The 19,411-nt window shown below is 63.7% G+C and carries 17 protein-coding genes and 4 tRNA genes; 8 read left to right on the top strand and 13 right to left on the bottom strand.

All coding sequences use genetic code 11. The annotated features are described in order from the left end of the window. Positions 1 to 29: 29 nt before the first annotated feature. A complete protein-coding gene (locus AACQ43_RS14050) occupies positions 30 to 341 on the top strand; it encodes an HlyU family transcriptional regulator (RefSeq protein WP_168967658.1) in 312 nt (103 codons plus the stop codon). Then, entirely contained in the window at positions 338 to 2,404 is a 2,067-nt protein-coding gene (locus tag AACQ43_RS14045) for a tRNA(Met) cytidine acetyltransferase TmcA (protein ID WP_168967657.1), read from the top strand. Before AACQ43_RS14050 ends, AACQ43_RS14045 begins: the two co-directional genes overlap by 4 nt. Here AACQ43_RS14045 and AACQ43_RS14040 read toward each other — a convergent pair. After that, positions 2,391 to 3,110, bottom strand: coding sequence for an SDR family NAD(P)-dependent oxidoreductase (locus AACQ43_RS14040; RefSeq protein WP_168967656.1), 720 nt, complete (start codon positions 3,108 to 3,110; stop codon positions 2,391 to 2,393). The two genes, AACQ43_RS14045 and AACQ43_RS14040, sit on opposite strands and share 14 nt — an antisense overlap. A 206-nt stretch (positions 3,111 to 3,316) precedes the next feature. On the opposite strand from AACQ43_RS14040, the gene AACQ43_RS14035 reads away from it, so the two are divergent. Continuing rightward, positions 3,317 to 4,330, top strand: a complete 1,014-nt coding sequence (locus AACQ43_RS14035; RefSeq protein ID WP_076361939.1) for a chemotaxis protein — start codon at positions 3,317 to 3,319, stop codon at positions 4,328 to 4,330. A gap of 60 nt (positions 4,331 to 4,390) precedes the next feature. Here AACQ43_RS14035 and AACQ43_RS14030 read toward each other — a convergent pair whose 3' ends face one another. Then, positions 4,391 to 5,563: a CD0519/CD1768 family membrane protein gene (locus AACQ43_RS14030; protein WP_041216947.1), complete on the bottom strand. Its 1,173-nt coding sequence runs from the start codon at positions 5,561 to 5,563 to the stop codon at positions 4,391 to 4,393. A 382-nt stretch (positions 5,564 to 5,945) separates the two neighbouring features. Here AACQ43_RS14030 and AACQ43_RS14025 point away from each other — a divergent pair, with 382 nt between their 5' ends. Then, positions 5,946 to 6,278: a hypothetical protein gene (locus AACQ43_RS14025; RefSeq protein WP_168967655.1), complete on the top strand. Its 333-nt coding sequence runs from the start codon at positions 5,946 to 5,948 to the stop codon at positions 6,276 to 6,278. 27 nt (positions 6,279 to 6,305) lie between these two features. On the opposite strand, the gene AACQ43_RS14020 is transcribed toward AACQ43_RS14025, so the two are convergent. From AACQ43_RS14020 to plsY, 6 genes are all read right to left on the bottom strand, one after another. Further along, the gene (locus tag AACQ43_RS14020) at positions 6,306 to 7,649 is read right to left on the bottom strand and encodes a potassium channel family protein (protein WP_168967654.1); all 1,344 of its coding nucleotides are present in this window, start codon (positions 7,647 to 7,649) and stop codon (positions 6,306 to 6,308) included. A gap of 259 nt (positions 7,650 to 7,908) precedes the next feature. Next, positions 7,909 to 7,984 (bottom strand) — tRNA-Asn (locus AACQ43_RS14015). A 45-nt stretch (positions 7,985 to 8,029) separates the two neighbouring features. After that, positions 8,030 to 8,105: transfer RNA gene (locus AACQ43_RS14010), tRNA-Phe, on the bottom strand. Between the two features lie 3 nt (positions 8,106 to 8,108). After that, positions 8,109 to 8,184: transfer RNA gene (locus tag AACQ43_RS14005), tRNA-Thr, on the bottom strand. Positions 8,185 to 8,236: 52 nt separating this feature from the next. Next, positions 8,237 to 8,312, bottom strand: a tRNA-Phe gene (locus AACQ43_RS14000). 47 nt (positions 8,313 to 8,359) lie between these two features. Beyond that, positions 8,360 to 9,022, bottom strand: coding sequence for a glycerol-3-phosphate 1-O-acyltransferase PlsY (gene plsY, locus AACQ43_RS13995; protein WP_016352149.1), 663 nt, complete (start codon positions 9,020 to 9,022; stop codon positions 8,360 to 8,362). 176 nt (positions 9,023 to 9,198) lie between these two features. Here plsY and folB point away from each other — a divergent pair, with 176 nt between their 5' ends. The 3 genes from folB to AACQ43_RS13980 all read left to right on the top strand — a co-directional run bounded on the left by folB (position 9,199) and on the right by AACQ43_RS13980 (position 10,683). Next, positions 9,199 to 9,570 carry a dihydroneopterin aldolase gene (folB, locus tag AACQ43_RS13990; protein ID WP_011707547.1) on the top strand — a complete coding sequence of 124 codons (372 nt, stop codon included), beginning with the start codon at positions 9,199 to 9,201 and terminating at the stop codon, positions 9,568 to 9,570. Then, positions 9,570 to 10,079 (top strand): 2-amino-4-hydroxy-6-hydroxymethyldihydropteridine diphosphokinase, encoded by a 510-nt coding sequence (gene folK, locus AACQ43_RS13985; protein ID WP_168967653.1) that lies wholly within the window; start codon positions 9,570 to 9,572, stop codon positions 10,077 to 10,079. The genes folB and folK overlap by 1 nt, the downstream gene beginning before the upstream one ends. Before the next feature lie 121 nt (positions 10,080 to 10,200). Then, entirely contained in the window at positions 10,201 to 10,683 is a 483-nt protein-coding gene (locus tag AACQ43_RS13980; protein WP_168967652.1) for a YbaK/EbsC family protein, read from the top strand. A gap of 9 nt (positions 10,684 to 10,692) precedes the next feature. On the opposite strand, the gene mdtD is transcribed toward AACQ43_RS13980, so the two are convergent. The 4 genes from mdtD to AACQ43_RS13960 form a co-directional block, all read right to left on the bottom strand. Beyond that, positions 10,693 to 12,081, bottom strand: a complete 1,389-nt coding sequence (mdtD, locus tag AACQ43_RS13975; protein ID WP_011707550.1) for a multidrug transporter subunit MdtD — start codon at positions 12,079 to 12,081, stop codon at positions 10,693 to 10,695. A gap of 61 nt (positions 12,082 to 12,142) precedes the next feature. Then, positions 12,143 to 13,270, bottom strand: coding sequence for a CobW family GTP-binding protein (locus AACQ43_RS13970; protein WP_168967651.1), 1,128 nt, complete (start codon positions 13,268 to 13,270; stop codon positions 12,143 to 12,145). 71 nt (positions 13,271 to 13,341) lie between these two features. Next, positions 13,342 to 14,736, bottom strand: coding sequence for a D-arabinono-1,4-lactone oxidase (locus AACQ43_RS13965; RefSeq protein ID WP_168967650.1), 1,395 nt, complete (start codon positions 14,734 to 14,736; stop codon positions 13,342 to 13,344). 123 nt (positions 14,737 to 14,859) lie between these two features. Further along, positions 14,860 to 15,477 carry a LysE family translocator gene (locus AACQ43_RS13960; protein ID WP_017409453.1) on the bottom strand — a complete coding sequence of 206 codons (618 nt, stop codon included), beginning with the start codon at positions 15,475 to 15,477 and terminating at the stop codon, positions 14,860 to 14,862. A gap of 76 nt (positions 15,478 to 15,553) precedes the next feature. Between AACQ43_RS13960 and AACQ43_RS13955 the strand changes: the two genes are divergently transcribed. After that, the gene (locus AACQ43_RS13955; protein ID WP_168967649.1) at positions 15,554 to 16,462 is read left to right on the top strand and encodes a LysR family transcriptional regulator; all 909 of its coding nucleotides are present in this window, start codon (positions 15,554 to 15,556) and stop codon (positions 16,460 to 16,462) included. 153 nt (positions 16,463 to 16,615) lie between these two features. Here the strand turns inward: AACQ43_RS13955 and acnB are convergent, their stop codons facing one another. Continuing rightward, positions 16,616 to 19,213 carry a bifunctional aconitate hydratase 2/2-methylisocitrate dehydratase gene (gene acnB / locus AACQ43_RS13950; RefSeq protein ID WP_168967648.1) on the bottom strand — a complete coding sequence of 866 codons (2,598 nt, stop codon included), beginning with the start codon at positions 19,211 to 19,213 and terminating at the stop codon, positions 16,616 to 16,618. Positions 19,214 to 19,411: the final 198 nt, after the last annotated feature.

Raw genomic sequence — 19,411 nt, 5'->3', positions numbered from 1 at the left:
GACAATGCCCTGTTACTGAGGGAAACATCATGCTCAAGAAACTGTTCACTGCCCTGTTTGGCGGCCAACCCGCTGTGGTCGCCGAAGTCACTCCCACCGAATACGCCGGCTACCTCATCTATCCCGAGCCCATGGCCGAAGGGGGTCAGTATCGGCTGGCTGGCCGCATCACCAAGGAGCTGGACGGCGTACTACTGACCCACCGCTTCATCCGCTCCGATCTGTTTGCCAACCCCGCCGATGCGGAGCGCTTCATGGTGCAGAAGGCACACACCTTCATCGACCAGATGGGGGATCGCATGTTCGAGCCCCGCAAACCGGCCGACAGCACCGCCTCATGATGCCGACTGCGCTCGACGAGTTGCGCCAGGCGCTGGCCCGCACCGGCGAACGGCGGCTGATCTGGCTGGAAGGTGACGAGGCCGATTGCATCACCCGAGCCGAGGCGCTGCTAAGCGGCGTCAGCTACTGGCTGGGGGATGGCCCGAGCGAACACCACCCGCAACCGGCGGCCAAGGCGTTGCAGCGACTCGGTCAGGAGTGCGACACCCTGGTGTTCAATGCGTTCAGCGGTTTTCACCCCGACGCATTCGGGGCGCTGGCAGGCACCTTGCGGGCAGGCGGCCTGCTGCTGCTGCTGACCCCGCCGCGAGCTCAATGGCCAGCCTGGCCGGATCCAGACCGGGTACGGCTGGTGGCACAACCGGAAGACATGGTGCTGGCGGGTCACGGCTTTCTCGCCCGGCTGGTGCGGCTGCTGGCGGGTGACCCCGCCCTCGAGCTGACGCCCCCAGCCACGACGACCCCGTGGCAGCCGGTTGGGCCAGCGCGGCCATTGAGCAGTGATCAGGCGCGCGCCCTGCCCGCCATCCACAAGGTGTTGCACGGTCACCGCCGCCGCCCGCTGGTGTTGAGTGCGGATCGGGGCCGCGGCAAGAGCAGCCTGCTGGGGCTGGCCGCCGCCGAGCTGCTGCGCCAACACCCCGATCTTCAGATCGTGGTGACGGCGCCCTCCCAGGCCACGGTCGCCACCCTGTTTGCCCACGCAGCCCGCGCCCTTGAAGACGCGCCGCAGCTGCTGACAGGGCTCAGCTACTGCTCGCCGGATCGGCTGGTGCACGAACCGCTGCAACCCGACTTGTTGCTGGTAGACGAAGCGGCTGCCATTCCGACCCCGTTGCTGGAAGCCATGCTGGCCCGGCACGGCCGCATCGTCTTCGCCACCACAGAACACGGCTATGAGGGCACGGGTCGCGGTTTTCACCTGCGCTTCAAGCGGGTACTCGATCGCGAGACACCCGGCTGGCAGGAGATCCACCTGGCCGAGCCGATCCGCTGGAGTAGCCGGGATCCGCTGGAGCCGCTGGTGTTCCGGCTGCTCGGCCTCAACGCCGAGGTCGAAACACCGCCAGCACCCACCCACCCTGGCTGGCGCCTGCTCGAACAGGATGCACTGACTGCCGGCGAGGGGCTGCTCCATCGGGTGTTCGGCCTGCTGGTGCTGGCCCACTACCAGACCACGCCGAGCGATCTGCGCTACCTGCTGGAGAGCCCGGCCCTCGACATCCACCTGCTGGAGCAGGGCCCGCATCTGCTCGGGGTGGCACTGGTTGCCCGGGAAGGAGAGATAGCTCCTGAGCTGGCCGAGGCGATCTGGGCCGGACGGCGGCGCCCGCGCGGCCATCTGCTGCCCCAGTCGCTGCTGGCGCACGCCGGCTTCAAAACTGCAGGTGTGCGCAGCTACGCCCGGGTGATGCGCATCGCCATCCATCCTGCGCTCCATCGCCACGGGCTGGGATCGCGCCTGCTGGCCCACCTAGAAAATCATTATCAGGCGGCAGGGCTCGACTATCTGGGCTCGGCCTTCTCGGCCAGCGCCGATCTGCTGCCATTCTGGTGCAAGGCCGGGCTCAAAGTGCTGCGCATCGGCCTGCAGCGGGATGCCGCCAGCGGCAGCCACGCCGCCCTGCTGCTCAAGGCGCTGCAACCAAGCTGCGCCGCCGAGCTGGCCGACTGGCACCAACGCTTCGTGCGCCAGCTGCCCACCCTGCTGGCGGGCGAGCTGAAAAATCTTGAATCCGAGTTGGTGTGGCAGTGCCTGCAAGATGGTGAGGCCAGCTCGAGCGGGCTCGATGAGTTTGATCAGGATGAGCTGGCCTGCTTTGCCCACCACCACAAGCCGTTCGAGCTGTGCCAGCCCAGCCTGCAGCGCTGGCTGGCGGGCAACCTGACAAAACTGGCACAACTTGACCCCGCCGAGCGGCAACTGCTGATCGCCACCATCTGGCAATATGCCGACTGGGGATCGCTGGCGGCCAGGCTGCAACTGGCAGGCAAGCCAGCAGTCATCAAGGCGCTGCGCAGCCTGCTGGCCAGGCTGATGCCGCCCGCTACCACTCGATAGGCTCACCTCGCCAGTCGAGGTAGCTCAGCTCGCCATCCGGCGTCAGCCGCGCCATCAGCGTTACCAGATGCGCGGCAGCCTGCTGCGGGCTGTGCAGGCTGCCGGCGGCCAGGTTGCCGTGAAATGGGCGCGATAATGCGGTATCCACGGTGCCCGGATGAAACGCCAGCAACTTGACGCCGGGCGCTCGTCTGGCGAGCTCGATGGCGGCACACTTGAGCAGCATGTTGAGAGCCGCCTTGGCGGCGCGATAGCCATACCAGCCCCCGGCGCGGTTGTCGCCGATGCTGCCGACCCGGGCACTGAGCACCGCCAGGGTACAGGGGCTCGACCCCAGCAGGGGCAGCAGCTGGCTGATCCAGCGCAGCGGCAGCAGGGCGTTGGTCTGGTAGAGCTCGGTCATGGCCTCGAGGTTGAGCGCCTCGAGCCGCTTCTCAGGCCGGATGCCGCCCTGTTGCAGCAGGCCGTTGCAGATCACCAGCCAGCGCGGCCTCGGTGCCAGCTCGCCGATGCGGGCCACCACCTGCGCCAGCTGTTCATCACTGTAATCGCAGCGCAGCCAGTGCAGATTGCTGCTGTCGAGCCCCGCCGGTTGCGGCTGGCGACTGACGGCGATGACGGGCGCGGCACCCGCCGCCAGCCAGTGCGCCACCAGAGCGCTTCCCAGCCCCCCGCCGGCGCCGATCACCACGACACTCTCTTCCATGACAAGCCCCCTTGTGGCGAGTGTGATGGCCTTCTCCATCGCCCCGCGCTTTTCCTGATAGGCTGATACGCGCCTTCCAACCTGCGGGATCAAGCGGTTATGGAGGCGATCTTGTGTGGATCCCGTCGTCAGCGGCGGATCCATTCCTATACTGAGGGAAAACCGCAGCGGGTGCTGCCAGCGCAACCAGAAGCACGAGAGTGACCATGATGTCCAAAGACGGGGAAGAGCGTAAATCCATCCTGACCGAGAGCGGCACCAACGAGCTCGAGATCATCGAATTCCACCTCAAGAAGCAGCTGCCCGATGGCCGCGAGAAAATAGCCTATTACGGCATCAACGTCGCCAAGGTGCGCGAGGTGATCCGGGTGCCGGAGACCACCGACTACCCCAATGCCCAGCGCCACATGGTGGGGGTCTTCTCCCTGCGCGAGCGGCTGATCCCGCTGGTGGATCTGGCCGGCTGGCTCGGCATCCGCACCAATCCGGACAACAGCAACAAGGTGGTCATCGTCACCGACTTCAACAAGATGGCAAACGGCTTCCTCATCGACAGCGTCAGCAGGATCCACCGGGTCTCCTGGGAGGATGTGGAGTCCCCCAGCCAGTTCCTGGAGGCGGGCGAGAATGACTGCGTGGTGGCCGTGGTCAGGCGCGACGGCAACCTCATCATGATCCTCGACTTCGAGAAGATCATCGCCGACATCAACCCAGAGCTCAGCATGGAGAAGTACGATGTGACCCAGGATCGCAAGGTCATCATCGACGATCGAATGATGGCCATGCGCCAGGCCAAAACCATCCTGGTTGTGGACGATTCCGCCTTCATCCGCAAGATGATCGAGACCACCCTGCGCACCGCTGGCTACAACGTGGTGACCGCCAAGGACGGGGGCGACGGGCTGGAGATGCTGATGGAGTTCGATCGCCTGTCTCAGGAGGAGAAGATCCCGGTGGCCGAGTTTGTCAGCGGCATCATCACCGACGTGGAGATGCCCCGCATGGACGGCATGCACCTGCTCAAGCGGCTGCGCGATACCCCCGCCTTCAAGGCCACCCCCATCGTCATGTTCTCGTCGCTGATGAGCGATGACAACCGCCACAAGGCGCTGCAGCTGGGCGCCAACGACACCATCACCAAACCGGAGCTGGGCCGCATGGTCGGCATGATGGACAACTTCCTGCTCGGCATCCCCATTCCCAAACCGGGCAACCTATGAAGCCGCCGGACGGCCACGCAAGCAAAAGGGCGCCGAGGCGCCCTTTTGCTGCTTGATGACTCAGCCCAGCCAGAGATAGAGCTGATGAGCCGCCACCCCGGCGCACAGGCCGCCGATGGTGTGGGCCACGATGGCGCGAGAGGTGAGATGGCGATAGCCGAGCGCATCCAGCATGGCGGTGTGGGTGCTCAAGAAGCCACTCCAGCACATGCCCATGGCGGTGAACACCGCCACCTCGTTGCCGGTGATCCAGCCCTTGCCGATGAAGGGGGGCACCAGCGACATGGCAGCCCCGACCGCCCCCAGCGAGGTGACCGGGAAGGCCACCAGCTCGGCGTGGGTGAAGCCGAACAGCAGCTCGAACAGCCAGCCCACCTTGGCCGCCAGCACCGGCAGCAGCGCTACCCCCTGGAAAGCCTCACCGCTGTAGCCCTGCTCGCCAGGGCCGAAGGTCAGCAGCATCACGAAGGTGCTGATGATGAGCACCCCCGGGATCACCGCCATCCCCAGCTCTACTCCAGACTTGCCACCGTCCAGCAGGGCGTTGAGAACCCGCAGCCAGGTCGGGGCGGCTTCCTGGCTAAGACCCGGTTTGGCCCCCACGCTCGCCACCTCGTCGGTGATCGGGGTCTCCCCCACCAGCGGGCGGATCATCCGCTGCATCAGCCGGGTCGACACCACTGAGCCGATGAGGGCGCCGAGCAGGCCGATCAGCGCCGCGCTGGCGGTGGACTCGCCACCCGGCAGTTGCAGGGTCGCCATGAAGGTCACCACGATCAGCCCCATGCCGAAGGCAGTGCCGAAGTTGGTGAGCGACACCAGCTGCCAGGGGGTGAAGCCCTTGCGAAAGCGGCTGTCCTTGGCGAGGCTGATCACCGCCGGGTTGTCGGAGAAGAAGGTCATCAGGGCCGCCAATGCGGTGCGTCCCGGCAGCCGGAACACCGGCTTCATCAGCGGTGCCAGCAGCACCTCCAGCAGGCGGATCACCCCGAACTCGCTGAGCAGCTGGCTGAGCGCGCCAGACAGCACGGTAATGCCCATGATGAAGAGCACTGTGTTGAGCAACAGCTGGTGAGCGGTGTTGAACAGGGTGTTGACCAGAGCGGAGAGCCCCATCTGGCTGCCGAGGTAGCCAAACAGGCTGCCGAGGATAACCAGCACCAATACCGGCTCCAGCCAGCGGCGAAGGGAGGCCGCCCCCTGATGAGAATCTTTAACTACTTGATTTTCCATACCAATCCTGAAATCTGTCGCTGTGTGGTGAGTATTGTTGTTATGGCACCCATAAAGCAGGAGCCCTTGTCTTGCGACAAGGGCTCCTTGAATGACTCTTCCTGCTGGCCGCGACCCCGTGCCATACGGATTGACGCTTCGCCGCGCTAGCGGCTGAACCAGGGAGGAAAAAACGGGTGGCCGGACGATCCTGTCCAGTCTGCCCGTCTCGCGTCAGCGCGCCGGCCCACGGCCAGCCCGGCGACGAAACGGGGCGGCAGTATAACAACTGGGGCCTGTCAGCGAAACAAGGGGGAGGCTGGCGTGGATTGCCGTCTACGGCCGGCGCGGGTAAGCTCGCCCCATCGGCCATCCATCTACTCACCCAGCATCCAGCAACACCATGAACGACCTCGTGACCTACATCAGGGCCATCCATCGCCAGGCGGGGCCGGCGATAATCGTCCGCCAGCAGAGTGAACAACATAGCGAGCAAGACGAGAGCGGTACCCTGACTCATCATCGGCAGACTCATTACTGGTTCGCCAACGGCGTGGTCATCTGCCACCAGCTGGAGCTGGACGAAGAGTCCTCCCCGCAGTTCTGCCCGGAGTGCTGGATCAGTTACCGGGTGGTCGCCAGCCCCATTCCCATCACACCTGCGCGCAAGCTGTTCCACAACCCCTGCCAGGAGGCCTTCTGGCTCAAGATGCAGCAGATCACGCCAGCCGGCTGACCCGCTCGACCGGCCGCCGACGCCCCATCAATACTGCTTGGTCTTGGAGGCAAACCCCGCCAGGAACAGCCCGGTCAGAAACATGCCGCAGAAGGCCTCGATGGCCGACAGCAGCTGGAGCGGGGAGGAGGTCTGGGAGATGTCGCCATAGCCCAGGGTCACGAAGGTGACGATGCTGAAGTAGAGCGAGCGGCCCAGGTGGTGGTAGGTAACCGAGGCCGGCGCCAGAAAATAGGTCAGGGTCGCCAGCAGGATCACCCCCATCGACAGCAGCAGGCTGCGGATCGGCCGCTCGCCAAAGCCCCAGGTGATGAAGCTGATGAACTTGGCGGCGCACTTCAGGTAGCACAGCAGGGTGAGCCAGCCTTTCTTGAGCCAGCCGCTGCGCAGCCAGCACTCCTTGAACAGCTCTCTGGGGCTCGCCAGCGACTTCATCTCGTGCAGCTTCTCCTTGTAGTAGCACTCGCCGGCATCGACGGTATCGCCCACGCTGGAGAAGAGCCGCTTGGCGTTGCGATAGAGCTTGCTGGCCTCGCTGTGATCGACCCGGCCATTCTCGTTGTAGGCCACCAGCACCTTGTCCAGGTTGGTGTGCTCCATGGTGGCGTCGAAGTTCTTGGCCCGCACATTGAAGTTTTTCAGCACTGCCCGGGAGGAGTGAAAACGGATCTCCTCGCACTCGATGGTGAAATCCTGAAACACTCCGTCCTCCAGCGCCAGCTCCCGTTTCTTGGCCCAGGCCCTGTGATCCCACAACAGGGAGTCGAACAGATCGAGCCCGATCACCCCGCCGTTGACCCTCACCCCCTTGGCCGAGCAGTGCCACAGATAGACCTTGGAGTTGTTGACGGCGCCATCCAGCGAGAGTTCGTCCAGGCAGGTGAAGTCGAGCAGCCGGCCGGAGATGATGGGGCTTTTGAGCTCGACGCCGCCGATGTTGAGCAGCCGGTGCTTGCCCAGTACCTGGGCCTCCCCCTTGTTGTTCTCGGAGACCGAGAGCAGGCTCTGCACCTGCTTCACCTCGTCCTTGCCGTGCTTGCCGGCCAGCCACATGCAGTAGGGTTCAAAGCGTGTCTCGGCACGGATCAACCCGCTCTTGCGCAGGGACTCCAGCGCGCTCGAGGCAGTCTCATAGAGCCTGATCTTGTCGTCGCTCATGTAGAGGCACAGGCTCAGCACGCAGCGGGAGCTGATGAAGCGGGCGATGCCGATCTGGAAAATCACCTGCTTGTCGATCTTCTGATCCGTCATCCAGTCGTCGAAATGGGGCAGCGACGCCACCAGCAGATCCCAGATCAGGGGATAGTCGTTGGCCCGGCGCCACTCGTTGAACTGTTCGGGGGAAAGCTGCCAAAGCTCTGTTGCATTCATGGATGACCTCGCTCAAGAAACGGTTCCGTTTGCCTGCACCGGGCCTGGTACCCGATAAGTCTGCATGACCCGAACCGGGCAGGAGACGGACTCAGCAAGCCATCATACTAGCCGAGCCGACGAAGTCACTGATGGGGAGGGGACAGGGTGAGCCATGCGACAACTTGGCGCCGGTTGGCCCATTTATTGTCCGCAGTGAGTGCCGGATAGCGACGAACGGGCAAAGAAAAAGCCCAGCATTGCTGCTGGGCTTTTGAATTGGCTCCTCCTACTGGACTTGAACCAGTGACATACGGATTAACAGTCCGCCGTTCTACCGACTGAACTAAGGAGGAATTGTACTTTGGAGACCAGATATCGCTATCTCATCGCCTTTATTGTGGTGCCCAGAGACGGAATCGAACCGCCGACACGGGGATTTTCAATCCCCTGCTCTACCGACTGAGCTATCTGGGCAAATGGTGCCGGCTACCGGAATCGAACTGGTGACCTACTGATTACAAGTCAGTTGCTCTACCTACTGAGCTAAGCCGGCACACTTTAAACCATTGTGCATGAACAAGTTTTTATTTCATGGCACCAAAATTTGGTGCCCAGAGACGGAATCGAACCGCCGACACGGGGATTTTCAATCCCCTGCTCTACCGACTGAGCTATCTGGGCGTGGGCGCTATTAAACGGATTTTAAGGCAGGTGGTCAACGGGAAATTTCACTTTTTGTCTCGTTCGTCTCTTTTTTGCTCAGGATCATCCATTTCCAGCACTTCTTCCTGCTCGGCGCGGTTCTGGCGGCCCCAGACTCTGGGTTCCTCCCCCTTCAGCAGGCGAGCAATGTTCTCGTGATGGCGGATCAGAATGAGGCAGGAGAGCAACGACACCGGCAACGTGTATTCCGGCTTGAGCAGGTAGGTAAAGAGCGGGGTCAGCAACACGGTAATGATGGAGGCCAGCGACGAATAGCCGCTCACCAGCAGCACCAGCAGCCAGGTGCCGATCACTGCCCCCCCCATGGTGAAGCCGATGGGCATCATGGTGCCGAGCGCCGTGGCCACTCCCTTGCCGCCACGAAAGTGGAAGAAGATGGGGTACATGTGGCCGAGACAGGCAGCCACCCCGATAAAGCCGAGGTAGACGGGTTTGATCTGCAGATACCAGGCGAGGTAGACGGGAGCCGTGCCCTTGAGCACATCGAGCAGCAACACCACCACGGCCGCTAGCCGACCACCGAGGCGCAGCACATTGGTGGCCCCCGGGTTGTGGGAGCCGTGATCACGGGGATCCGGCAGACCCGTGATGCGGGAAACCAGCACCGCACTGGACAGCGAGCCGCCCAGGTAGGCCAGAATAATCATCAAAATCGTCAGGGCCGTCATCTTGGTCGTTTTTACCACGATATGAATGGGGTATGATGCGGGCCACATTCTCTGGCGCCGACGTGGGGTTGCCCAACGTGTGTCGCCCAAACCGGCCGCCGGCACTCATCCGCTGGCCAGGCCTGCATCCCTGCGCTGTCATCACAGCCCATCAAGAGTAAAGAAGAAGTACTGTCATGGACAAGGTGTTTATTCGCGGACTCGAGGTTTTGACCACTATCGGTGTATACGAGTGGGAGAAAGGCATTCGCCAGAAGCTCTGTTTCGACCTCGAGATGGGGTTCGACAACCGCCCCGCCGCCGCAACCGACGATATCAAGCTGGCACTGGATTACGCCACCCTCTCTCGCAAGATCTGTGATCACGCCTCCAGCAAGGTGGTGGAGCTGGTCGAAACCATGGCCGAACAGGTCGCCATGCTGGTGCTGGCCGACGAACGGGTACAGTGGGTCAAGGTCACCCTGACCAAACCGGGCGCCGTCCCCAATGCCGCCGGCGTCGGCGTCGAAATCCTGCGTCACCGCACCCCGGCCGCGAGCGCCAACTGATGACCCGCATCTATATCAGCCTGGGATCCAACATCGAGCGGGAACGTCATATCCGCGCCGGCCTCGATGCGCTGCAGGCCGAGTTTGGTGAACTGCAGGTCTCCCGGGTGTTCGAGAGCGAGGCGGTGGGCTTCAACGGCCGCCCCTTCTACAACCTGGTGGTGGGCGCCGATACCGAGCTGCCGCTGGCGACCCTGTGCCAACGACTGCGCGCCATGGAGTTTGCCCACGGCCGCGAGCCGGATGCCAAGAAGTTCGCCCCGCGCACCCTGGATCTCGATCTGCTGCTCTATGGCGAGCTGGTCTGCGAGACGCCGCTGGTGCTGCCGCGTGGCGAGATCCTCAGCAACGCCTTCGTGCTCTGGCCGCTGGCCGAACTGGCCCCCACCCTGCGCCATCCGCTGGATGGGCGCACTCTCGGTGAGCTGTGGGAGCGTTACGACAAGGCCTCCCAACGCCTCTGCCCCATCCCCTTTCACTGGGCAGCGGGAGAATTGCAGTACCACTGAACGACAAGGGCACCTCACGGTGCCCTTGTCGTTGATGGACGGAGCTGATAACGGATAAGAAACCGTGATTGGGCCTGCGCCGGAGCAAGTGGCAGGATGGCCGCCATCACAGGAGAACCCCATGCCACTCGATACCATTCACGACTTCAACTGCCAGCTGCTGGCCGGGCTGCCCCACCAGCGCTTCGAGCACGAACCCATTCTCGACTACGCCACCGATGAAAAGGTGAGAGCACGCCTCGGTTGGCAGGCCGAATTCAGCAAGACCCTGTTTCTCAAGTTCAAGGATGGCCGCTTCGCCCTGCTGCTGACCCACAGGGACGGCCGGCTCGACAACAAGGCGGTCAAGGCGGCGCTCGGCGCCAAGCCCTCCATCTGCACCGCCGACGAGATGCAGGCGGAGATTGGTTGCCTGCCGGGCGCGGTCTGCCCCTTCCTGCCTCGCGCCGACATCCCGCTGCTGGTGGATCCCACTCTCATGACCCACCACGCCTTTACCTGGACCCCGGGCCACCCCGAGCAGACCTTCCTGCTGGAAACCGCCCACCTGGCCGGGCTGCTGACCCAGCTGCCCTGCCAGGTGAGCTACCTGCCAGCCCCCTGAGCCTGCGACTCAGCGCTTGTCCCGTGCCAGCTGGGCGAAGATCAGCGCCGCCAGCATCGACATCAGGCCGATGCAGAGATAGGTGAGGTGAAAACCTCCCAGCCACTGGCCATCCGCCGCCGCCGAGCCGGCAGAGAAGAGCCCCAGCAGGCTGGCGGCGATGGCCACCCCCAAACTCATGGAGAGCTGCATCACCACCGACAGCAGGCCGTTGCCGCTGCTGGCGAACTCCGGGCTGAGATCCTGCAGGGTCAGGGTGTTCATGGCGGAGAACTGCAGCGAGTTGATGGCGCCGAACACCATCAGCCAGCCCAGCAGCACCCCGTAGGGGAGCTGGTTGTCGATGAGGGAGAAGCTGGCGATCATCACCCCCAGCGCCAGGGTGTTGCCGATCAGGATGCGGCGATAACCGATGCGCGGAATGAGCTTGTTCACCAGCGTCTTGGTCAGCATGGCCCCCAGCACGGTGGGGATCATGGTCATCCCCGCCTTGCTCGGCGAGAAGCCGAGCCCCAGTTGCAGAAACAGCGGGGTGAGAAACGGCATGGCGCCGCTGCCGAGCCGGGCAAACAGGTTGCCCCAGATACCGATGGCGAAGGTGCTGGTCTTGAACAGTCCCAACCCGAACAGCGGCTCCTCGGCATTGGCGGCATAGAGCCAGTAGCTCGCCATGGCGGCCAGCCCGAACAGCAGGGCAAACAGCGCCCAGCCGGTGGAGATGCTGTGCTCCCCCAGCCCCTGCAGGCCCACCGACACCAGCACCATGCCGGCGCTGAACATCACGAATCCCTGCCAGTCGAACTTGGCCGTGCTCTGGCGCAAGTCCGGCATGAAGTACCAGCTGGCGATAAAGCCAAGCAACCCCACCGGCAGGTTGATGAGAAACACCCAGTGCCAGCTCGCCACTTCCACCAGCCAGCCACCCAGTGCCGGACCGATGAGCGGCCCCACCAGGCCGGGAATGGTGACGAACGACATCACCCGCAGCAGCTCGTGCTTGCTGTAGACCCGCAGCACCGCCAGCCTGCCCACCGGCATCAGCAGGGCGCCACCAATCCCCTGCAGCACCCGCGCCGCCACCAGCAGCGGCAGGGAGTTGGCGGCCGCGCAGGCCAGGGAGCCCAGAGTAAACAGCAGGATGGCAGCCAGATAGATGCGGCGGGTGCCGAATCGGTCCGCCAGCCAGCCGGAGGCAGGAATGAGCAGCGCCACCGTCAGCATGTAGGCGATGATCACCGACTGCATCTGCAGCGGGCTCTCACCCAGGGTCTCGGCCATGCTCGGCAGGGCAGTGTTGAGGATGGTGCCATCCAGCGTCTGCATGAAGAAACCGACCGCCGTGAGCGGCGGCAGCCATTTGCGCTGGGCAGGGGTCACCATGTGTGTGCTATCGGGCATCTGCAGCCACCTCCTCTTCAGACAAAAAAAGACCCGCACAAGCGCGGGTCATCTCATTACATCAGGCATCAGGCTGGCCGAGCATGGCTCTGAGCTGCTCTTCCAGGCTGGGCTCGGGCGCCTTGAGCGTATCAAGGAACAACCGCTCTATGCCCGCCTTGTCCTGACTTTTCACGATGAACACCAGCCGGGACTGGGCCTTGCCTTCCGGCCACTCCCCCAGCGCCTGCAGCGGATAGAGCTGGCCGTGGACGCCGTGGATCACCACCGGCTGGCTCTCTCCTTCCAGCTGCAAGATGCCCTTGAGCCGCAGCAGAGCATCGCCGTATTGCGCCTGCACCGCGTCGATGGCGGCCAGCAGGCGGGAGGGCTTGAGCGGCTCGCCGATGCGCAGGGAGAAACTCTCTATGTTGCCGTGCTCGAAGTGGGTCGGCGCGGCCGTACCCACCTTGGCGGCGAACGGCTTCATCTTCGGCTGCATCGGCGAGGCCAGCCCCTGTTTCGGGGATTCTGTGCGCAGCCAGGCCAGCAGCTGGCGCACATCGCGCCCGGCCGCTTCGTTGTAGGCACCCAGCTTCTCCAGCACGGCGGGCGAGAGCACCCCGTTGATGACCCGTTCGATCGGGGCCGCTGGGTTGAGGGCCGCCAGTTGGGCTTCGACCCGCTCCAACTGCTCGCCATCCACCAGGTCGCCCTTGCTCACCACCAGCAGATCTGCCAGCGCCACCTGTTTCACCGCTTCATACTGAGCCGCCAACTGCTGCTCGATATGACCGGCATCCACCACGGTGACGGTGCCGTCGAAGCGGTAACGCTGGGCGATAAAGCCCTCCTCCCTCAACGTGAACAGCACGGGGGCCGGATCGGCGAGGCCTGTGGTCTCGATGATGAGTCGTTTGAACGGTTTGATCTTGCGCTGAATGGCCTTCATAAAAAGCCCCTGCAGCGCCTCCACCAGAGAGCCCTGCACCGAGCAGCAGATGCAGCCGGAATCGAGCAGCACCACCTGCTCGTCCACCTGCTGCACCAGGTGGTGATCCAGCCCCACCGAGCCGAACTCGTTGATCAGCACAGCGCACTCGCCAAGCTCGGGCTGCTTGACCCAGTGGTTGAGCAAGGTGGTCTTGCCGCTGCCGAGGAAGCCGGTCAGCAGGGTCACGGGGATACGCGTATCTTGCATGTCCGTCATAGGGATGACTCCCCTCTGGTCGGCAGAGTGATGAGTAAGCGAGTGTCTTGCATATCGGTCATGTCAGATCCTTACCGGTTGGCAAACAGGTCGGCGAGCCAGCGGTTTTCAAAGCGGCCGTGGGGGTCGAGCTCGCCCTTGAGGGCCAGGAAGTCGTGCCAGCGCGGCAGCAGCGCCGGGAAGTCGTAGAGATCCATCGCCAGATGCTTGCCGAAGTGCGGGATGCCGCCGAGCGGCACCAGCAGTTGCTGCAGCTCGCGCATCTGCTCCATGGAGCCGTTGACGAAGGTGCCGTCCGCCGCCAGATAGACCAGGAATCCGATCCAGCAGACCGACTGATCATAGGCGGCGCTGAGCCAGGCCTTGGAGGGGCCGGTGCAGCGCAGGATAAAGGGGTAATGCAGTACGCCGGGGTTGGCCTGCTGCCACGCCTGCAGGGTCTCCAGCGCCTCGTTCATGCGATTAAGCGGCACCGCCACCTCGCAGTTGATCTGGGGCGCCGGGATCCCCTTGCAGAGGATCTGGTAGACGTTGCCCACCAGATCGGAGGCATCCTTGAAGCGGCGCACCGTCTCGAAGTGCTCGCCGGCCAGCGCCTCATCCTTGGTGTCTTTCGCCATCTTCTGCAGAGTCGCATCTATGGTGGCATTCATGCGGGCGTCGATGTCGCCCTCCAGCAACAGCGGCTCGCTGCCACCGGCGCGGTAGCGGGCATCCTCCTCCTCGGAGGCGGGGTCCACCAGCCAGATGTGGCTCTCGCCGGTCCAGGCAAACCACCAGCTCTTCACGAAGGCGTGCTCGCGGTTGAGCCGCTCGTTGTGCTTCAAGAGGAAGGGGTAATCGGTGGTGAACTTGGTACAGCGCATGATGCGGTTCGGCACGGTCTGCAGGGTGACGTCGAGCAGGATGCCGAGCATCCCCATCCCCATCACGAAGGCGCCGAAGCGCGGATCGGTGCGATCCACCCGGATGATGTCGCCATTGGCCAGCATCACGGTCAGGGCCGCCACCGCATCGCAGAGGGCGGACTGGTGCAGCCCCTGGCCGTGAGTGCCGGTGCTGAGGGCGCCGCCCAGAGTCTGGATGCCGATGACGCCGGGGGAAGCCGGCAGCATCCGCTCCATGGCGATGAGATCGGCGTAGACGGTGTCAAGCGGGGTGCCCGCCTGATAGGTGACGGTGTCGGCGGTTTGCGCCAACTGGCCACGCAGGTGGTGCAAGTCCACCAGCAATGCCTGGCTGCCCTCGGCATAGACGCTGTGGATGGGTTCAAAAGAGAGGCCGGAGCCGATGAGGCGCAGCTTGCGCTCGGGGTTTTCCCGCAGCAGTTGCTGCAGTTCGTCGCGATTCTTCGGACGCCACACCTGCTCCAGTGCGCCGAGCGGATTGGTCCTGGACCAGTTGAACAGCACCTCCCGCTGACCTATCGCCTTGATGCTGTGAAATGCCTGGAACCTGGCCGTCATACCGCCCCTCATCTTTATTGACGTCAAAATGAGCGCCAATTCTACCGAAAAGCGGACCACAAGGCATGAAAAACAAGCCCCTACAGTCGGGGGTGGATAGGGGAGAGCGCCTCTCCCCTCGCCTCAGCGCGTCTGCTGGGTCAGTGCCAGCAGCATGCCGAATCCCACCAGCAGCCCACCGAACACCCGATCGATCCAGTGGCGCACCGCCAGCAGTCGACCCCGCACCGAGTCGGTGGAGAAGAAGATCGCCACCGCGCTGAACCAGACGGCATGGGCCAGCACGATGAAGGCGCCGTAACCGAGCTGGACCGCCAGCGGCGTCTGCGGCTGCACCACCTGCATGAACAGGCTGACGATGAAGATGGTGGTCTTGGGGTTGAGCACATTGGTCAGAAAACCGGTGCGCAGCGCCCCCAGGCTGGAGAGGGCGGGCTGCTCGGCCAGCACCTCGGCAGTCGCCGGCTTGGCCCGCAGCATCTTGATGCCGAGGAAGATGAGGTAGGCGGCCCCCGCCAGCTTGATGAGATTGAACAACCAGAGCGACTGCTGGATCAGCAGCCCCACCCCGAGCAGGGTGTAGGTGACGTGCACGCAGACCCCGGCGCCGATGCCGAGCGCCGTCAGCACCCCGCTGCGACGCGAGAGCAGCAGGCTGTTGCGCGACACCATGGCGAAGTCGGGCCCCGGGCTGATGACGGCAAAGAAGGTAATGGCCACTACGGCTAACAGTTCGGTCATGAAAATAGTCCTGTTCAGATGAGATATCGGCTATTTTATTTGGCCATAACACCAATAACGAACGATAACTTCTGACATGAATGGTGAGAATGATTCACAGAAAAGCCTGTCGCTGCCGGCTCTGACCGCCCTGCGCTGTTTCGAGGTGGCAGCCCGCACCGAGCACTTCAGCCGCGCCGCCGACGAGCTGCACCTCACCCACGGCGCGGTCAGCCGGGCGGTACGGCTGCTGGAAGAGGATCTGGGGGTCATGCTGTTCGAGCGGCGCCAGCGCCGGGTCTTTCTGACCGAGGCGGGGGAGCGGCTCTATCAGGCGGTCAGGGAGGGACTGGGCGGCATCCGCCAGACGGCGCAAGCGCTGCGCCGGCAGGGGCGGCCGACGTCGCTGGTCATCTCCTGCGAGCCGACCCTGCTGATGCGCTGGCTGATCCCGCGCTGGCCCGCCTTCCAGGCCCTGCATCCCGAGCTGGACGTGCACCTGATGGCCGGTGGCGGCGCCCTCAGCTTCGGCAGCGGCATCGATCTCGCCATCCGGCGTAACGACTTCCAGTGGCCGGCCGAGCTCTACAGCCAGCCGCTGTTCGAGGAGCTGACCGGGCCGGTCTGCCAGCCGGGCAAGGTGGCACAGTTCTTCGAAACGGGGGCCAACGGCCCAGCCCTGCGCCCTGCAGCCCCCCGCCTGCACACCAAGACCCGGCCGGGAGCCTGGCAGGAGTGGTTGCAGCACGCCGGCCAGTTTGCCGGCGAGGAGGCGCCGGGGCAGACCTTCGAGCACTTCTACTTCAGTCTGCAGGCGGCAGTCGCCGGGCTGGGGGTCGCCATCGGCCCCTACCGGCAGGTGTGCGACGACATCGAGGCCGGCCTGCTGGTGGCGCCGCTCGGCTTTTGCCCAGACGGCACCGGCTACCATCTGCTCGCCCCCGCCCCGCCCGCTCCCGGCAGTGCCCACGCCAGGCTGGCGGAGTGGCTGCAATCCCTCACCTGATGGCTCAGGCAGAAGCCAGCTGCGCCGTGCGGTCGCCTGCGGCTGGGCCAACGCAGCCTGAAAGTCGCGCAGCGGCAGCGGACGGCCAAACAAAAGCCCCGGCATGAGCCGGGGCTTTTTAGTGGACTGTCTGCGCCATGGCGGCGCCGACCCTTATACCGCTTGCTGCAGGATCACCGCATCGGCCTTCTTGGTGTAGGAGGCGATCTCGTTGAAGTTGAGGTAGCGATAGGTGTCGGCCGCAGTGGCGTCCAGGGTCTTGGCATACTGCAGGTACTCGGCCACGGTCGGAATCTTGCCGATGATGGCGGCAACCGCAGCCAGCTCGGCAGAGGCCAGATAGACGTTGGCACCCTTGCCCAGGCGGTTCGGGAAGTTGCGGGTGGAGGTGGAGACCACGGAGGCCCCTTCCGCTACCCGCGCCTGGTTGCCCATGCACAGGGAGCAGCCCGGAATCTCGATGCGGGCACCGACCCGACCAAAGATGCCGTAGTAGCCCTCTTCGGTCAGCTGATCCTTGTCCATCTTGGTGGGCGGCGCGATCCACATGCGGGTCGGCAGCTCGCCCTGGTACTTCTCGAGCAGTTTGCCGGCGGCGCGGAAGTGGCCGATGTTGGTCATGCAGGAACCGATGAACACCTCGTCGATCTTGTCGCCAGCCACGTCGCTCAGCAGACGGGCATCGTCCGGATCGTTCGGCGCACACAGGATCGGCTCCTTGATGGTGGCCAGATCGATCTCGATGATCTCGGCGTACTCGGCGTCCTTGTCCGCTTCCATCAGCACCGGGTTGGCCAGCCACTCTTCCATCCCCTTGATGCGGCGGGTGATGGTGCGTACGTCGCCGTAGCCTTCGGAGAGCATCCACTTCAGCATCACGATGTTGGACTTCAGATACTCGATGATCGGCTCTTTATCCAGCTTGATGGTGCAACCGGCGGCGGAGCGCTCGGCGCTGGCGTCGGCCAGCTCGAACGCCTGCTCCACCTTCAGGGTCGGCAGACCTTCGATCTCGAGGATGCGGCCGGAGAAGATGTTCTTCTTGCCCGCTTTCTCGACGGTCAGCAGCCCTTTCTGAATGGCGGCGTAGGGGATGGCATGGACCAGGTCACGCAGGGTGATGCCCGGCTGCAGCTCGCCCTTGAAGCGCACCAGCACGGATTCCGGCATGTCCAGCGGCATCACGCCGGTGGCGGCGGCGAAGGCCACCAGACCGGAGCCCGCCGGGAAGGAGATGCCGATGGGGAAACGGGTGTGGGAGTCACCACCGGTACCCACGGTATCCGGCAGCAGCATGCGGTTCAGCCAGGAGTGGATGACACCGTCACCCGGACGCAGAGAGACACCGCCGCGGTTCATGATGAAGTCCGGCAGGGTGTGGTGGGTCTGCACGTCGATGGGCTTGGGATAGGCTGCGGTGTGGCAGAAGGACTGCATGGTCAGATCGGCGGAGAAGCCAAGGCAGGCCAGATCTTTGAGCTCGTCGCGGGTCATCGGGCCCGTGGTGTCCTGGGAGCCGACCGTGGTCATCTTGGGCTCGCAGTAGGTGCCGGGGCGAATGCCCTTCACGCCGCACGCCTTGCCCACCATCTTCTGGGCCAGGGTGAAGCCCTTGCCGGTATCGGCCACCGGCTGCGGGCGACGGAATACGGTAGAGAACGGCAGACCCAACGCTTCGCGGGCCTTGTCGGTCAGGCCGCGGCCGATGATCAGCGGAATACGGCCACCGGCGCGCACTTCGTCGATCAGCACGTCGGTTTTCAGTTCAAACTGCGCCAGCACCTGGTCGGTGCCGTGCTTGCAGATCTTGCCGGCAAACGGGTAGATGTCGATCACATCACCCATTTCCAGCTTGGAGACGTCCACTTCGATGGGCAGAGCGCCGGCATCTTCCATGGTGTTGAAGAAGATCGGGGCAATCTTGCCACCGAGGCAGACACCGCCGGCGCGCTTGTTCGGCACGTGCGGAATGTCGTCGCCCATGAACCAGAGCACAGAGTTGGTGGCGGATTTGCGGGAAGAGCCGGTACCGACCACGTCACCCACGTAAGCCAGCGGGAAACCTTTCTCTTTCAGGGCATCGATGGTCTTGATGGGGCCGATGACGCCATCCTTGTCCGGGGTGATGCCGGGACGGGCGTTCTTCAGCATGGCCAGCGCGTGCAACGGAATATCGGGGCGGGACCAGGCGTCCGGCGCCGGCGACAGGTCGTCGGTGTTGGTTTCGCCGGTCACCTTGAACACGGTGACGGTGATCTTCTCGGCCAGTTCGGGACGGGAGAGGAACCACTCGGCGTCGGCCCAGGATTGCATCACCTGCTTGGCGTGGGCATTGCCCGCCTTGGCCTTCTCTTCCACGTCGTGGAAGGAGTCAAACATCAGCAGGGTGTGGGAGAGACCCTTGGCGGCAAGAGGAGCCAGGGTCGCATCGTCCAGCAGGTCGATCAGCGGCTGAATGTTGTAACCACCCTGCATGGTGCCCAGCAGCTCGACGGCTTCGGCAGCGCTCAGGATGGGAGAGTGGGCTTCGCCCTTGGCGACGGCGGTGAGGAAGCCGGCTTTGACATAGGCCGCTTCATCAACACCAGGGGGAATACGGGAGGACAACAGCTCTTTCAGAAAGTCTTGTTCGCCAGCGGGCGGGTTCTTCAGCAGCTCGACCAGGGCGGCGACCTGCTCTGCGTCCAGAGGTTTGGCAACCACGCCTTCGGCGGCACGTTCTGCGACGTGTTTACGGTATGTTTCAAGCACGACTAATTCCTCTTTGGTCTTTTTTTGGGGTTCGCCCACGCTCGCGGCGATCGTCCTTGCGGGACACCCGTAGGGTGCCCCCCACTATATAAGTTTTAACGACTAATTAAAATCCAAAGCCTGTACAGATATTCATCAAAACAACATAACCATCTAAAGTTGCTGATGTTTTACAAGCAGATAAATGGCACACCAAAA

This window comes from Aeromonas sp. DNRA1 (genome assembly GCF_963888745.1).
Taxonomy (GTDB): Bacteria; Pseudomonadota; Gammaproteobacteria; order Enterobacterales; family Aeromonadaceae; genus Aeromonas; species Aeromonas hydrophila.
Note: the sequence above shows the minus strand (reverse complement) of the source record. Positions and strands in the feature narration are given on the sequence as shown.